The 15,851-nt window shown below is 38.7% G+C and carries 12 protein-coding genes; 6 read left to right on the top strand and 6 right to left on the bottom strand.

Annotation, left to right across the window (positions count from 1 at the left end; genetic code table 11):
• Window positions 1-27 precede the first annotated feature (27 nt).
• The 4 genes from J1905_RS20825 (at window position 28) to J1905_RS20840 (ending at window position 5,391) form a co-directional block, all read left to right on the top strand.
• A complete protein-coding gene (locus J1905_RS20825) occupies window positions 28-2,466 on the top strand; it encodes a phosphocholine-specific phospholipase C (protein WP_214229151.1) in 2,439 nt (812 codons plus the stop codon).
• A gap of 295 nt (window positions 2,467-2,761) precedes the next feature.
• Entirely contained in the window at window positions 2,762-3,712 is a 951-nt protein-coding gene (locus J1905_RS20830) for a hypothetical protein (RefSeq protein ID WP_214229152.1), read from the top strand.
• A gap of 7 nt (window positions 3,713-3,719) precedes the next feature.
• Window positions 3,720-4,814 (top strand): winged helix DNA-binding domain-containing protein, encoded by a 1,095-nt coding sequence (locus J1905_RS20835; protein WP_214229153.1) that lies wholly within the window; start codon window positions 3,720-3,722, stop codon window positions 4,812-4,814.
• A gap of 31 nt (window positions 4,815-4,845) precedes the next feature.
• Window positions 4,846-5,391: a YfiT family bacillithiol transferase gene (locus J1905_RS20840; RefSeq protein WP_214229154.1), complete on the top strand. Its 546-nt coding sequence runs from the start codon at window positions 4,846-4,848 to the stop codon at window positions 5,389-5,391.
• A gap of 70 nt (window positions 5,392-5,461) precedes the next feature.
• On the opposite strand, the gene J1905_RS20845 is transcribed toward J1905_RS20840, so the two are convergent.
• The 4 genes from J1905_RS20845 to J1905_RS20860 all read right to left on the bottom strand — a co-directional run bounded on the left by J1905_RS20845 (window position 5,462) and on the right by J1905_RS20860 (window position 11,535).
• The gene (locus J1905_RS20845; RefSeq protein WP_214229155.1) at window positions 5,462-6,175 is read right to left on the bottom strand and encodes a DUF4198 domain-containing protein; all 714 of its coding nucleotides are present in this window, start codon (window positions 6,173-6,175) and stop codon (window positions 5,462-5,464) included.
• Window positions 6,176-6,213: 38 nt separating this feature from the next.
• A complete protein-coding gene (locus J1905_RS20850) occupies window positions 6,214-7,506 on the bottom strand; it encodes a PepSY-associated TM helix domain-containing protein (RefSeq protein WP_214229156.1) in 1,293 nt (430 codons plus the stop codon).
• Between the two features lie 31 nt (window positions 7,507-7,537).
• Window positions 7,538-10,102 carry a TonB-dependent receptor gene (locus J1905_RS20855; protein WP_214229157.1) on the bottom strand — a complete coding sequence of 855 codons (2,565 nt, stop codon included), beginning with the start codon at window positions 10,100-10,102 and terminating at the stop codon, window positions 7,538-7,540.
• A 212-nt stretch (window positions 10,103-10,314) separates the two neighbouring features.
• The gene (locus J1905_RS20860) at window positions 10,315-11,535 is read right to left on the bottom strand and encodes an ABC transporter permease (protein WP_214229158.1); all 1,221 of its coding nucleotides are present in this window, start codon (window positions 11,533-11,535) and stop codon (window positions 10,315-10,317) included.
• 80 nt (window positions 11,536-11,615) lie between these two features.
• Here J1905_RS20860 and J1905_RS20865 point away from each other — a divergent pair, with 80 nt between their 5' ends.
• Together J1905_RS20865 and fmt are read left to right on the top strand one after the other, a co-directional pair.
• Window positions 11,616-12,890: an exo-beta-N-acetylmuramidase NamZ family protein gene (locus tag J1905_RS20865; protein WP_214229159.1), complete on the top strand. Its 1,275-nt coding sequence runs from the start codon at window positions 11,616-11,618 to the stop codon at window positions 12,888-12,890.
• Between the two features lie 100 nt (window positions 12,891-12,990).
• Entirely contained in the window at window positions 12,991-13,899 is a 909-nt protein-coding gene (gene fmt, locus J1905_RS20870; protein ID WP_214229160.1) for a methionyl-tRNA formyltransferase, read from the top strand.
• Between the two features lie 5 nt (window positions 13,900-13,904).
• Here fmt and J1905_RS20875 read toward each other — a convergent pair whose 3' ends face one another.
• Together J1905_RS20875 and J1905_RS20880 are read right to left on the bottom strand one after the other, a co-directional pair.
• The gene (locus tag J1905_RS20875) at window positions 13,905-14,888 is read right to left on the bottom strand and encodes a 2-hydroxyacid dehydrogenase (protein WP_214229161.1); all 984 of its coding nucleotides are present in this window, start codon (window positions 14,886-14,888) and stop codon (window positions 13,905-13,907) included.
• 50 nt (window positions 14,889-14,938) lie between these two features.
• On the bottom strand, window positions 14,939-15,847 hold the full coding sequence (locus J1905_RS20880; protein WP_250318161.1) for an energy transducer TonB: 909 nt from the start codon (window positions 15,845-15,847) through the stop codon (window positions 14,939-14,941).
• Between the last annotated feature and the right edge of the window lie 4 nt (window positions 15,848-15,851).

Below are 15,851 nucleotides of genomic sequence, written 5' to 3' on the forward strand. Positions count from 1 at the left end.
ATAAGAACCACAATTACCCTGAATAAAATGGAAAGTAGAAGAGACTTTATCAAGAAAGCAACCTTATTAACCGGCGCTCTGGGCGTGGCAGGTATCTTGCCACCATCAATACAAAGAGCAATGGCCATAAACCCTAAAGTAGGCAGTACCTTTTTAGATGCGGAACACGTAGTATTTTTGATGCAGGAAAACAGATCTTTTGATCATGCATTTGGAACACTTAAAGGGGTAAGAGGCTTTAACGACCCAAGAGCCATTACCCTTCCTAACCAATATCCAGTATGGTTGCAAAGCAATAAAAAAGGCCATACCTATGCCCCATTCAGGTTAAATATTAAAGATACAAAAGCAACCTGGATGAGTTCCCTTCCACATTCGTGGGAAGACCAGGTCGATGCCCGTAACAATGGCAGAAACGATGGCTGGTTAGAAGCCAAAAAATCAGGCAATAAAGAATATGAAGATATGCCATTAACCATGGGATATTACAATCGTGAGGACATCCCTTTCTACTATTCACTTGCCGATGCCTTTACCGTTTGCGACCATAATTTCTGCTCTATTTTAACAGGAACCAGCCCTAACCGTTGCTTTTTCTGGACTGGTAAAGTCCGCGAAGAACAGAACGCAACCTCTACCGCACACCACTCTAACGGCTATATTGATGGTAATGAAAACGTTTCGTGGAGTACATTCCCAGAGCGCCTTTCTAAACACAATGTAGACTGGAAGATATACCAAAACGAACTAAGCGTTGGTGTTGGTTTGGAGGACGAAGAAGACAGCTGGTTGGCTAACTTTACAGATAACGACATGGAGTTCTTTAAACAATACCATGTAAAAAGACATCCGGAACACTTGATCGGCCTGCGTAAAGAAAAGACCGAAGTCGAAGCAAAATTAAAAGACAAATCAGACGATAAATTAAAAAAGAAACTAGACTTTCTAACTAAGGAGATTGAATTTTTAGAGGTAAACACCCTTGACAAATTAACTCCTGAGCAGCAAGACCTACATAAAAGAGCCTTTGTAACCAACCGTAACGATCCTGATTTCCACACTTTGGAAACCATTACCTACGATGATAATGGCACTAAAAGAACAGCCCAAATCCCTAAAGGTGATGTGCTACATCAATTCCGCGAAGATGTTGACGGCGGAAAATTACCTACCGTTTCGTGGCTGGTTGCACCATGCAACTTTTCTGACCATCCGGGAGCGCCATGGTATGGTGCCTGGTACCTTTCAGAAGCCATAGACATCCTAACCAAAAACCCTGAAGTATGGAAAAAGACCATCTTTGTTCTTACTTACGATGAAAACGACGGATACTTTGATCATCTTCCTCCATTTGTATCTCCTGATCCTAAAAATCCTGAAACCGGAATAGTTTCAAAATCATTAGACAATAGCTCGGAGTACCTTTACAAAGGAGAAAACAGCGATAGAGAAAGCTCACTAGGCCTAGGCTTTAGAGTGCCGATGGTGGTTGTGTCGCCTTGGTCTAGAGGCGGATACGTTAACTCGCAAGTATTTGACCATACCTCTTCTATCCAGTTTTTAGAGCAGTTTTTAAGTCACAAAACCGGCCAAAAGATACATGAAGACAACATAAGCTCTTGGAGAAGAAGTCTTTGCGGCGATCTAACATCGATATTTAGACCTTATAACGGTGAAAACATCCCATTGCCAAAAGCAGTTGAAAGATTACCTTTTCTGGAGAGCATCCATAAAGCGAAATTTGCCAAGCTACCTAATAACTTTAAAAACTTAGATCAGCTGACCATTGCCGGTATCATTAAAAACCCTAAAGGCAACCCCAACTTGCCTAAACAGGAGCCTGGAATTAAACCTGCAAACGCAATTCCATACGAACTTTACGCTCATAGCGTATTGGATACAGCAAACAATCAGTTTAAAATTGACTTCACTGCCGGCAACAAGTTCTTTGGCGACAAAGCCAAAGGTGCGGGTTTCATCGTTTACGCTAACGATAAAAACTGGAACTTTACCGTCGATGCAGGTGATACTGTAGAATATACCTGGCCATTAAACACCTTTAAAGATGGTGCTTATGATTTAAAAGTTTACAGTGCCAATGGCTTTTACCGCCGGTATAAAGGCAGTGCCAACGATCCTAAAATTGAAGTTTCGTTAATGTACCAAAGCGAAAAAGACGGTAGCAGGGTAAATGGCAATGTATTATTACACGTTAAACGTTTAGCCAATGGCGATTTAGTTAACTTGCTTGTAAAAGATAACAGCTACAAAAAGGCAGCTATTAAAGCTGTTTTAAAGAAAAATCAGGAAGAAATTTTTATTCCTATAGATCTTAAGTCAAGCCATAGCTGGTACGATTTAACTGTAACTGCAGAAAAGCATGCTGATTATAGTCAGCAATTTGCCGGCCATGCAGAGCACACAAAAGAGAGCTTTACAGATCCATTAATGGGGCATATAGTTTAAACCAGCTCCCCTGTTCTCATGACGAGGGTACTTGCTAAAGTACCCTCGTCATTCTGACTTCAGTGAAGCTGCGAAGTAAAACAATTTACCAATGACATCATAGGTAAATTTAAATAGGCTAATTAATTGTTAATCCCGATTATTTGGATGATGCATCGTTAAGGTAAATCGGACAACACTATATTTAATTGACTAGCAGAATCTTGTTAAAAAAACAGTCTTTTACTAGAAACAAAATGCAAAAACTATAGTAAATTTGATAATAGATTTACCATCTGTTTTAAATTAAACTCCTATGAAAAAGACCTCTCCTATCCTCATCTTATTATTACTGGTTTATTGTGTTAATGCCAATGCACAATTCGGCAAATTAAAAGAAGCATTAAATAACGCTGCAGGCAGTGTACTTAATAGCAAACAACTTAAGCTACTTCAAAGTGACCCAATAACAACCAACTTTGACGATTGCAATAAGACTGAAACAATGCCTGTAAACTTTGGTGCAGACTCAGTTAAAAAGAAGCTTTGCGATTTAACGTCTAGTTATACACCTGCACAAGGCTTCACTTTAAAACCGGGTTTTTATACCGGAACTTTTAAAAGCTTTTGCCTAAAGGCTGGAACTCATGGCCCAGGTAATGGTGATGGGTATTTGTTTGCGCCACTTGCTGGCCCGAAAGAGACGATTGCCAGAACACTTATCGCAAATTGGGAGCAACACACTGAAATTGAACAAAGCAAAGTGCAATTGCTTTTATGGGCAATAATAGCGAAAACTAACTTTAGCAAACTGTCTCCCGATCTTCAATTGGTAGCTGCCAAATTGCTTAACAAAAATGACTTGTCGGCCTTAAGCAGTAGCATAATGGATTATTTATCTAGCGAAGCGATGCTGAAAATAACGAACAACTTGCCAGAGCCAGCTAAAACCATTGTAGAAATTGAGAACAAGATGCGGGGCTTGCTTTATCAAGCCAATTCATCTTACGATCAAATAGAACGATTGGCGATGCTTGCCGGCACTGCTGAACCAAATACAGATTTCCCACGTGGCATATGGGGCTTGCATCCTGATGGTTATTACATTAAATACCTTCCTCATTCTTATACCAGAACTGAAGTGGTAATTTATGTTCCTAAAACTGTTGCTTCGGTAAATTATCTGCCGGTTGGTACGGTTGCCGTGCCTGCGAGCAGAGGCAGTCAGCGTTTAGGCCAATCAAATTTATTGGTTTGCGAGAACTAGTACCTATATGACTGTTTCTGATATTATTAATTACAGGCTTTTTAATCAGCAGATTGCTCAAACTTCGTTTAGTAGTCCTCAAGAAATTGTAAGCTGGATGGTGGCTATGCAGGCACAGGAATATGCAATGTCTAAATGGGCTATTGGGTTACGTTTAAATGGTATAACTGATGCTGATGTAGAAAAGGCTTTTAATGATGGGTTAATATTAAGGACTCATCTGCTACGCCCAACATGGCACTTTGTTACTCCTGAAGATATTAGGTGGTTGGTTGAATTAACTGCACCCAGGATTCGTAGGGCTATGGCTTATTACGACAAGGAACTTGAGCTGAATAGTACAATCTACAAAAAGTGTAACAATATAATTGGCAAGGCTTTAACCGGCGGCAATCAACTTACTCGCGTTGCTTTAAATGAGCTACTTCAGAATAATGGCATCAGTCTAAATGGCAGGCAAATGGGTCAGGTAATGATGAATGCAGAAATGGATTGTTTGGTTTGTAGCGGTAAACGAGAGGGTAAACAATTTACTTATGCACTGTTTGATGAAAGGGCTTCTGGGAATAAATCAATTGATAAAGATGAGGCACTTTTATTATTGGCTACTCGGTATTTTACAAGTAGAGGCCCGGCTACACTTAAGGATTTTTCAGTTTGGTCGGGGCTAACGATTACAGATGCAAAAAAAGCGGCTTCCATGTTAGATTCGGTTGTATTTACTCGGGAATCATTTGAGGATAATGAATATTGGCTATCTCGAGAAACATTGGATATGGCAGCTTCTTTTGGCGCCCCTTCTACTAAAAAGACACAAAAGAGTTTCCTTATGCCCGATTACGACGAGTATGGCATGGGATACATTGATCGCACTGCGATATTTAATCCGATAAAGATAACCAGTGAATTTAAAAGGAATAACCCGGTGTTCGACAGGATGATTATTGTGGATGGCATTATCGAGGGAACATGGAAAAGGACCATCAAAGGCAAATCTGTTATTGTTGAGACTTATCCTTTTAGAGAGTTAAGCAAAGTAAAAGCTGACCTTGTTAAGAAAGCTGTAGACCGATTTGTTAAGTTTACTGGTAATAGTGAATAAAAGATGGGCTGAATATAAATAAAGAGCTAAAATGACTTCAACTGAATTAGAGAAATTACGTTATCCTATTGGGCAATTCGATAAACCTGATCTGATTACCAAGTCCATATTGGATGGTTATATTGCTACTATTACTTCGTTTCCGGAGGCGTTAAGGAAAGAGGTTGCTCATTTGACAGATGCTCAACTCGACACGCCTTATAGACCCGGAGGCTGGACGATTAGACAGGTGGTTCATCATTGTGCTGACAGCCATATGAATAGTCAGATCAGACTTAAGTGGGCCTTAACCGAGGATAGCCCGATTATTAAAGCTTACTATGAAGAAAGATGGGCGGAGCTTTCTGATAGCAAGATAATGCCAGTTGAATCGAGCCTAAAGATATTAGAGGGACTTCATCAGCGATGGGTATTTTTACTAAATTCCCTTACCACAGAAGAATTAGAAAGAGATTTTATACATCCTGAACATGGCAGAAGTATAAAGATCAACGAAAATACAGGCTTGTATGATTGGCATTGCCGTCATCATCTTGCTCATATTACGGAATTGAAAAAAAGGCAGAGTTGGGAGTAGATAAGGTTTAAAAGCGTTCATCATCCTGAAATAAATTCAGGATGATGAACGCTTTTATGTTATTGGTCTTTTATTTTAACTCAAAGCTATAAGTAGCACCTTTCCAAGTAGCTTTATAGTCTTTACCATTATGCTGACCAGCGGTTTTATCTAAATCAGTAACTTCTACTACATACCTGCCTGCCCATAGCGGGGTAAACTCGGCAACACCGTTTACATCAGTAGTTAATTCTTTAGCCCATCCGTTTGGCGAAAACACTGATACTGTTTTCCCTTTGGCTGCAGCATCTTTAAGAAAAGCTTTCAGCTGAAGAGGTTTATTAACTTTTGCTGATAACACATCCTCGATATGAAGTTTTAAAACATTGGCATTTTGAGCTGAAACAGCAGCAATTTTACCTACAGAAATACTTGCGCTTGATAGGAAGTGATATTTCGTAGTGCCTCCAAGTTCCTTAGCCTCGTGGCTAACCATAACAGTATATGCGCCATTGCTTTCCGGAGTAAAGCTGCTTTCAAACTGATTAACTCCTGGCGTAAGTGCTAATTGTGTTTTTTTTTGATCTGGGCCAATTAGCCATAACGTAAAATCTTTTACATCAGAATACCATTTAGCCACACTGTCTCTCTCGTTGGCTACATATTCTCCATAAAAAACTTTTATAGTTTGTTTCTGCCCTACTTTACCGCTCGATGCTGTTTCTATCCACAGAGCATGTGCAAAAATACTGGTTGTTGTAACGCTTAGAAGCAGCGTTAATAATAGAGTGTTTATCTTTTTCATATGTTTTTATTGGTTAATGTTGTATTACTTTCGAAGGCTTAAGCAGGTTCAGGCTCTTTATTAAGCACTTTTAATATGGGTTTCACTAAAGGCTTCTCTCCTGAATTAGCTACTGATTCCGTTTTTGCCTTACTCTTCTTCTTAAATTTGCGCCCGTACCAAATCAGGAATCCTGTGATAGGTAGGCTGGCGCCGATCAGTGAGCATAGAAATGCCAACACTTTTCCGGGGAAACCAAGGATACTTCCAACATGGATATCATAGTTCATTTTTCTTAGTTTACCTCCAAAACCAGCTTCAGCGTAAGAAGTTGCATAAACATCTTCTCTTTTTAGCTGCTCAAGTGTATGTTGATCAAATGTGTATCCCTGACTATTGTAAAACTGGCCAGCGTTAGGATATACCGATATGCCTATTGTAGATTTTGCTTTAGAAGTATCGGGGAAGTTGTAATAAAAGCCTTGCGATTTTGGGTGTTTGGCTATGACTTTACTCCATGCAATATCCATAGCGCGCTCTGGCGTATAAAACTTTTTGGCTTGTAGTGAATCAGATTCCAAACGTTTAAACTCCTTTAGGGTGTCGCCTCCGGATGTTACCCAGTACAGGCCTTCGCTGTACCATTTAATTCCGTATACCATTCCGGTTAAGGCTATCGCCAGCAAAAACAGTAAGGAATAAAAGCCCAATACATTGTGCAAATCCAGATTTACACGTTTAAAGGATGCACCCCATTTGATTTTAAAGCTTTTATCGCGGGTTGATTTGTTCCACTTTTTAGGGTACCACCAGATCAGTCCGGTTATCAGTAAAACCACGAAGATCATAGTGCCGTAATTCACAATTGGCCTACCGATTTCGTAAGGCATCCAAAGGAAACGGTGACCGTTCAATATGAATCTGAAAAAGTCTGTTTCGCCTTTTTTATGGACTACTTTGCTAATTACTTCTCCGCTATAAGGGTTTATCTTTAAAGTGGTACCACTACCTCTTTTGCCTTCTTCGTTCTTTCCTCTTAGGTTCAGATTAATTGCTCTGCCTTGTTGGTAGTTGGCATAGGAAGCAACTTTATCCGGATAAAGTTTTGCAGCTATTGTTGTGAGCTGAGATGGCGTAAGTACGGGTTTATTCTGATATTCAATTTTTGTTTCTGGCTCCAATAGTCCGATAATCTCATCATTAAAAACCCAGATACAACCTGTTATACAGACAATTAAAACAATGACACCCGAAATAAGGCCAAGCCAAAGGTGCAACCATTTATTGACCCTGGTAAAAAGAGAATCCTTGCTCTTCTTCTTTGGAGATGGAGTTTTGTTTCCGGTAATCATTGTTCTAATTTCTTGAAGTGATCTTATCTAATTATTTAAACCTGTATGCGATGGTTACCCTTGCATTTCTAGGCATTTCGTAGATGTAAGTGTAATAAGAAACAGCAGTAGCGGTTTCTGTAGCTAGTTTAGTATACGAGCCTTGTGTGAACAATTTGCGATCGAGCAAGTTGTTTACCAAAGCAGATATAGTGATCTTTCCTTTCTCATAAGATGCACCGGCATCAAATCTGATATAGTCAGGAAGGTTTGGTTCCCTTGCATTTGAACCGGTGAACCGGTCAAGTTGTAATTGGTAACCTCCCGTAAGACCGAAGCCATTGAAAATAGAACCTTCTTCTTTGAGACGGTACGACAACCAGCCATTGGTGATGTGTTTTACTGAATTGGCCAGACGAGATCCTACAAGATTTTTTGCTGGATCAGTTGTATTGTCTTTAGTTACTCTTGCATCTGTATATGCATAATTCAACACTACGTTCAGACCTTTAACGATCTCGCCTGCAATATCAACCTCGATACCTTTAGATTCGATTTCGCCTAATTGTACTCTCCAGTTTTGAGCCGGGTCGATATGATCTAAGTCAGGGGTTAACACATTCTTTTTGGTGATCTTGTAGATAGATGCTGTAGCGTTCCATTTGCCATCAAACCAGTCCTTTTTTAAACCAAACTCTATGTTATTTCCTCTAACAGGCTTAAATACTTTACCGTAAAAATCCTGACCAGATTGAGGAAGGAAACTCTGATCGTACAAAGTGTAGGCACTAAAATCTTTGGTAATTGAATAACTTAATCCCACTCTCGGACTAAACACATTGTCGGATATTTGTGTAGCATTGGTTTTTCCAACTGTAACTGCATGTGTAAATCTACCTGCAAGTGTTAAACGTAGTTTCTCTTCTAAGAAACGTAACTCGTCTTGTATGTAAGCGCCTGTATAGGTTAAGTTGGTAGCATAAGTATTTGCACCTGAACGTACCTGAATGCTTCTTGAACGATCAAAAATTGGAATGTTTGCAGCAGGGATACCATATCTTGGCTGATAGATATTGAATATTCCCTGATCTCCATTAAGAGGGGTTAATCTGATGTCCTGATTACCTCCAGTAAAGTCGCCCCAGGTTTTAAGATTTCCCATATCTATACCACCCATTATTCTATGTAGTACTGGTCCGGTCTTTAACTCTCCCTGAATACTCAATTGCGCATTTTTGTTAATTGCTAATTCCTCGCTGATGTTCAGATATCTGATCATATCGCCATTGGCAGCAATTTTAGAAGGCCAGGGTGTACCACCTTTTAACTCATAATTTACGTAAGCTACCTGGGCATTTACTTTCCAGTCTCTATTTAGTTTATGGTTAAAATATAAGGTAACGTTATGATCAGATAGTTTATTTGGATCCAGAGCCGGGTCTCCAATAAATAAGCTTGGAGGGGTATCTCCATATCCTTTAGGAGAAAATCCATAAGTACCCAAAGCCTGTGCCTCTACACGTTGCGTAGTGTATTCGGCAGTAATAAGCGTATTACTGTCGATCTGATAGCTGACAACGGGTGCAATAATGTACTTATCTGTATAGTTATATTTGTTGTAGCTTCCTTTAGTTTGAGCAGCTAGGTTTAAACGGAATAACAATTTACCATCTTTGGATAGTTTGCCGTCCAAATCTACTGCCGCGCGTCCTAAATTAAAACCACCACCGCTTAGGCTTACCGAACTACGGTTTTCGCCTGTTGGCTTTTTAGTTACGATATTGTAAATACCTCCTGGTTCGCCATTGGCCATCATAAATCCTGAAGGGCCTTTTACAAATTCAATACGATCGATAGTGGCTGCATCATCTGCAAGCGGTCCCCATGGCATTTTTAGATTCATTCCGTTTCTGAAAGCCGGGATGGATGTTCCGCGGGTAGAGATATTGGCATATTGTGCATCCCAATGGCCTGTTCTTATTGTTCCGCTGACATTTCTGGTCACACCATCGACAATATCAAATACCTGTTGGTCAGCAATCAGTTGACTGGTTACTACTTTGATACTTTGTGGTACTTCTAAAATTGAGGATTGCAATCTAAGGGACGGAGACACTTTATCTACCTTAAATTTTTTCTTATGTCCATCGATCTGAACCATGTCCAGTTCGGATAAGTTCTCATTCAAGGAGAAATCAGCAATGACTGTGGATTTGCCTATTACTGTCACTTGTTTTTCTTTGGGGTAAAGACCTATAGCCGATACCACAATGGTATATTCTCCGGCAGGTACTTTTCTAATTTGATACTCACCATCTTCATTAGAAATTGCGCCAAAAGAGGTTCCTTTTAGCACTACAGATACGTAAGGCGCGATGCTTCCGTCAGATGTGGTGATGCGGCCTCTTACGGTTCCAAATCGTTGATCTTCATTATCTCTTAAAGATGACGGCTGAACTAATTTAGTGGTATTACTTTGATGTAAAGTTTTTTCATGAATTGGATTTTGGGGTTTAAAATTTGAAGCCAGGACAGAAGTGTCGGGCCTATTCTGGGCGTTTGTAACAATTACGCAGGCACATAGCATGCCTGATAGCAAAAAATTCTTAATTTGCATGACTTTTAAGTTCGATTAAAGGTAAGCCGGTTTTCCGGTTAGCCACACGGGTGCGAACCGTGTGGCTTATTTTTTATGTCTGCAAATATAGAGTTATTTAGAACAAGTCCAAATAAGATTTATAAAAAGGAACGACATAATAAATTAATCCCATAGCATTGGGTGCTAAATGGCTTGTGCAAGCTTGAATTGACTTGTATTGAGGAAATAAATTATTTAAACCTGATTGCTTTTAACGGACTTATTCTGCTAACCAACAATGATGGCAGAATGAGTACCACAAAGCAGATTACAATGGTACAGATGTTTAATATTAACACATCTATAAATTTTATTTCAATTGGTACGTACGCCAGGTAATAAGACGTTTGATCTAACTTAAAGATATGAGTGTGGGTTTGCAGAAAAGCTAAGCCCAGACCTAAAACATTGCCTAGCACAACACCGATTCCTACCAGATAGAGTGCATTGTAGAGGAAAATCTTCATAACACTGAAATCGGTCATACCGAAAGTTTTAAGCATACCAATCATGTTGGTACGTTCTAATATCATGATTAGTAAAGCAGTAATCATATTGATTACTCCTACCACCATCATTAGTGCAAGGATAATCTTTGTGTTTACATCTAAAAGGGATAGCCAGGTGAAAATTGCGGGAAAATACTCTTGTACAGATTCGGATTTCAACTTTGTTTCCAACTCGGTGTAGATGTTTGTCGAAACAGATCTAAGCTTTGAGAAGTTTTTAATTCTGATTTCTATACCTCCTATTTCATTGGGTTTCCAGTTGTTTAAACGGCGAATCAAGTTAAGATCACCGATTACAAAGCCTTTATCTATCTCTTCAACCCCGATGTTATAAATACCTACTATTTTAAACTTGCGTTTACGTGGAGGATCTTGTACAAAGTGCATGATGAAATCATCGCCTGTTTTTAGCTTTAAACGGTTGGCAGTAAATTGAGAGATCATAATCTGCTGCATGGCTTTAGTGCTGTCAGCAAAATTTAGTACTGTACCACTTACCAGGTGTTTACGTATGTAATCCCAGTTAAAGGTCTTGTCGATACCTTTAAAGTTTATCCCTTCAACTTCATCGTTGGCCGAAATGATGGCTGGTTTTGTGGCATAGGGCTGAAAATATTCGACCTCAGGGTTACTTTTAAGTTTGGCTATGGTTTCTGGTTCGGGTACAAAAGGTGAGAGTTCAAATGAGTTGTTAAGATCGAACTTAAAAACCCTAACATCACCAATATACCCTCTTACCTTTTCCTGTATCTCGGTTTTAAATCCTTTAATTATTGCTACAGAAAGCATCATTACAGCAAGACTGAGCATTACTCCTGCTATAGCAATACGAACTATTAGTTTTGAGAATGTGCGCTCAGATTTTATGGCTATACGCCCTGCTATGAAATATTCTGTATTCAACCTCTTGCAATAAATTGTAACTTAGCAAAAATGCTTATTTGATTTTGATTTAAAGTATTTTAATTAAAAAAGGTTACCAAATGAAATCACACGTTATACATATTTTAAGTTCCGCGCTATTAGCAGTTTCTCTTCAGGCCTGTGGATCATCCACCAAAATTGCATTTAATCCTGCTGTACCAAACCCATATAAGGTAAAGGCCGAAAACATTGATAAAACTAAAACAGAAGAATTACGTACTGGTGCTGAGCAAACAGAATTGTATGTACCTTATTTAAAAGGGAAACGCGTAGGGATGGTTGTAAACCCAACCTCTATTATTGGAGCGGAAACAACAGTTGACAGCTTACTTGCGCTTGGTGTAAAGGTGGTAAAGATATTTGGGCCTGAGCACGGTTTTAGAGGCAATGCTAGTAACGGCACTAGTGTTAATGATGAAATTGATACAAAAACAGGTATCAAAGTGGTTTCATTATATGGTAAACATTCAGCACCTACTACTGCAGATTTAGCAGACATTGATATTATGATATTTGACATCCAGGATGTTGGCGTTCGTTTTTATACTTACATCAATACACTACAACATGTAATGGAAGCCTGTGCCGCTAATAAAAAAGAGGTATTGATTTTGGATAGACCGAATCCTAATGGATTTTATATAGATGGGCCAATATTGGACCCGCAGCACAAATCGGGTATAGGTTTAAAACCCATTCCGATTGTACATGGACTTACTGTTGGCGAATATGCGCAAATGCTAAATGGTGAGGGTTGGTTGGATAATAAGCTAAAATGCAAAATTAAGGTGATTAAAATAGCTAATTATACTCACGACACGCCTTATGAGCTTCCCGTAAAACCATCGCCAAACTTAAATACCGCACAGTCTATTTTACTATATCCAACAACCTGCTTGTTTGAGGGTACTTATTTAAATCATGGTCGTGGTACTCTATTTCCGTTTACAATTGTTGGTTCTCCTTTTTTAAAGGGCAAGTACAATTTTTCTTTTACTCCAAAAAGCATTAAAGGAATGTCTGAATCTCCATTATTTATGAATCAGGTTTGTTATGGTTTAGACCTCAGAGATTATGATGTAGATGAGTTTAGGAAAACCAAACAGATTAACCTGGGATGGATTATTGAATTGTATAAGGCTTCGCCAAACAAAGCAGATTTCTTTAATTCTAAATTGAGTAATCAAATGGGCACCATTGAGAGACTTATTGGAGTTTCGAGTTTTAGAGGTCAAATTATTGCCGGTAAATCTGAAGAAGAAATAAGAGCAAGTTGGGAACCGGGGTTAAGTCAATACAAGTCGATGCGCAAAAAGTATTTGCTGTATCCGTAAGTTTAAAGGATAACGAATCCTATCTGTAGGACTAAGAAAATGCATAGCAAAATGCGTTAATTTTTTAGTTATTTTGCCTTCGTTAAAACAATCGAAATACATGAGAATAGTTTTTATGGGTACGCCCGATTTTGCAGTAGCTTCTTTAAATGCTTTAGTAGAAGCGGGATTTGATGTTGTCGGTGTTGTTACCGCAGCAGACAAGCCTGCTGGTCGTGGACAAAAGCTTCAGGAAAGTGCGGTAAAGCAGTATGCAGTTTCTAAAGGGCTAAAAGTATTACAACCACTAAAACTAAAAGACCCTTTGTTTATTGAAGAATTAAAAACCTTAAATGCGGATTTACAGGTGGTTGTTGCCTTTAGGATGTTGCCCGAAATAGTTTGGGATATGCCTGCAAAAGGAACAATTAACCTACATGCATCTTTACTACCACAATACCGTGGTGCGGCTCCAATAAACCATGCCATCATTAATGGAGAAAAAGAAAGTGGTGTTACTACCTTCTTTTTAAAACACGAAATAGACACTGGTGATGTTATTTTCTCTGAAAGCGTTTCTATCTCTGATGATGAAACTGCTGGAGATTTACATGACAAGCTGATGAACGTTGGTGCTGGTTTACTTGTTAAAACAGTAACAGCAATAGGCGAAGGAAGCTACACAGAGCAGCCTCAGCCGCAAAGCGACGAGCTAAAACATGCCCCAAAGATATTTAAAGAGCATTGTTTAATTGACTGGAATCAGTCGGTTCACAAAATATACAACCTGATTCGTGGGTTAAGTCCATACCCTACTGCTTTCACTAAACTAAACGACAAAACGCTTAAAGTATTTAAAGCAAAGCTTGAAGAAAAAGAACCAGGTATTTCTCCGGGAAGCTTTTTGTCTGACGGTAAAACTTACTTAAAGTTTGCGGCTAAAGATGGCTTTATCAAATTTACCGATCTTCAGTACGAAGGTAAAAAACGAATGCAGGTCGATGAGTTTTTAAGAGGAATGCGTTTGTAAAACCTCTATTTTACTCGATTTACCAATTCTTCTCCATTTACAAACGCATCTACATTTTTAAATGTAATTTGGGCTATTTCTTCCATTGCTTCTTTAGTAAAAAAGCCTTGATGAGAAGTAATTAATACATTAGGGAAAGAGATGAGTCGGGTAATAAGGTCGTCCGGAATAACGTTTTCTGAGTGATCATGAAAAAACAAGGCACTTTCTTGTTCATATACATCGAGTCCTAAATACCCAAGTTGTCCGGTTTTTAAAGCTTCTATGACTGCTTTGGTATCAACCAATGCTCCTCTGCTTGTATTGATCAGCATTGCACCTTCTTTAAAAAGCTTAAGGGTTTCTTCGTTAATCAAATGCTTGGTAGTTTCTGTAAGCGGACAATGAAGGGCCACTATATCTGCACCATTTAATGTTTCTTGTAGAGTGCCATATTTCACTCCGATTTCCTGAAGTTCTATAGATGGATAAGGATCATAGGCACTAATTAAACAACCAAAGCCTTTTAAAATCTTACAAAAAGCCTTACCTATATTTCCTGTGCCTATTACAGCTACTTTATGCCCGTGTAAATTAAAACCCATTAATTTCTCTAAAGAGAAATTACCCTCCCGAACACGGTTGTAGGCTTTATGCGTTTTACGATTTAGCGTAAGAATTAATGCCAATGCATGCTCTGCGACTGCCTCTGGCGAATAGGCTGGCACTCTTAACACAGGAATATCCAATTCGTTTGCTGCTTCAATTGCCACATTATTAAATCCGGCACAACGCAAAACAATTATTTTTACTCCTCCTTTATGCAAGGTTTTTATAATATCAGAACCAACACGGTCATTCACAAAAATACATATTGCATCAAATCCTTCTGCCAGTTTAACTGTTTCCTCTGTTAAAGCAACAGTAAAAAAAGATAACTCGTGGCCAGTATTAAATCGGGTTAAAAATTCTTCGTCATATCGGTAAGTGCTGAATACTGCTATCTTCATATCTTTTAGGTTATGTAGTCTAAGTTAACAAAATACGTTAATCAATGGTTTTAAAGCGTAAAAGTGATTGGAATATTATACTTTACACGCACAGGCTTACCATTTTGTACTCCGGGTAGCCATGGCGGAGAGTTTTTAATTACTTCAACTGCGGCTTCATCACAGCCGTCCCCTATTCCACGTTCTGCTTTTACATCTGTAATTGTCCCATCACCTTGTACAACAAAAGAGACATAAACCTTTCCTTCTGTTTTTTTTATTCTTGCCTGTCGTGGATACACCAAATTATTCCTTAAGTAAGCAGCAAAGCCATTCATACCTCCCCTAAACTGAGGTGGTGCATTCAAAAAGTCTTCTTTAACCAGAGCATTACCCGCCATATCTTGGTAAGCACTGCTGGTAATTCTTCCAGTATCATGATTCCATTTCTTATACTGTTTAACGTCTAAAATATCTGGATTTCGAGAGGAATAGATGATTTTCAAGGTGTCATTTACTCCGTATAATTGTTTTTTATTATCAATCGACTGATAGTGATCTTTCCCTTTTATCTTATATTCAATTGCCGCCAAAAACACAGGGCCACCTTTCAATCTCTTTTGCTTATAAACTTCTACAACTTTGGCGTAGCTAATTACTCCATATTTTTTTAACTGCTGTTCCTTATACAGCGTACGCAATTGAGCAACTCCAAAAACTAAAGTGAGCGTTAAGGCAAACAATATCGCTCCATTAATTCCTCGATTCCACCTAGGCTTACCTTTAAATTCAAACCACATCCCCTGCAAAAACACAAGGCTAAATATTCCTGGAATTGTTAACGCCTTTGCACTATCTATCGACAAAAACACACCCCAATAACAACATGTTATTATAACTGCTAGAAGAACACATGTCCAGATTTTTTTACTTTTTGAGGCTGTTTTTTGTTCTTGTAAAGGCTGAGCATTAATTTCCATATGA

This window comes from Pedobacter sp. B4-66, assembly GCF_018492665.1.
Classification (GTDB): domain Bacteria; phylum Bacteroidota; class Bacteroidia; order Sphingobacteriales; family Sphingobacteriaceae; genus Pedobacter.

Coding starts and splice junctions, on each gene's coding strand:
- J1905_RS20825 (WP_214229151.1), top strand. CDS start 28: ATGGAAAGTAGAAGAGACTTTATCAAGAAAGCAACCTTATTAACCGGC.
- J1905_RS20830 (WP_214229152.1), top strand. CDS start 2,762: ATGAAAAAGACCTCTCCTATCCTCATCTTATTATTACTGGTTTATTGT.
- J1905_RS20835 (WP_214229153.1), top strand. CDS start 3,720: ATGACTGTTTCTGATATTATTAATTACAGGCTTTTTAATCAGCAGATT.
- J1905_RS20840 (WP_214229154.1), top strand. CDS start 4,846: ATGACTTCAACTGAATTAGAGAAATTACGTTATCCTATTGGGCAATTC.
- J1905_RS20845 (WP_214229155.1), bottom strand. CDS start 6,175: ATGAAAAAGATAAACACTCTATTATTAACGCTGCTTCTAAGCGTTACA.
- J1905_RS20850 (WP_214229156.1), bottom strand. CDS start 7,506: ATGATTACCGGAAACAAAACTCCATCTCCAAAGAAGAAGAGCAAGGAT.
- J1905_RS20855 (WP_214229157.1), bottom strand. CDS start 10,102: ATGCAAATTAAGAATTTTTTGCTATCAGGCATGCTATGTGCCTGCGTA.
- J1905_RS20865 (WP_214229159.1), top strand. CDS start 11,616: ATGAAATCACACGTTATACATATTTTAAGTTCCGCGCTATTAGCAGTT.
- fmt (WP_214229160.1), top strand. CDS start 12,991: ATGAGAATAGTTTTTATGGGTACGCCCGATTTTGCAGTAGCTTCTTTA.
- J1905_RS20875 (WP_214229161.1), bottom strand. CDS start 14,888: ATGAAGATAGCAGTATTCAGCACTTACCGATATGACGAAGAATTTTTA.
- J1905_RS20880 (WP_250318161.1), bottom strand. CDS start 15,847: ATGGAAATTAATGCTCAGCCTTTACAAGAACAAAAAACAGCCTCAAAA.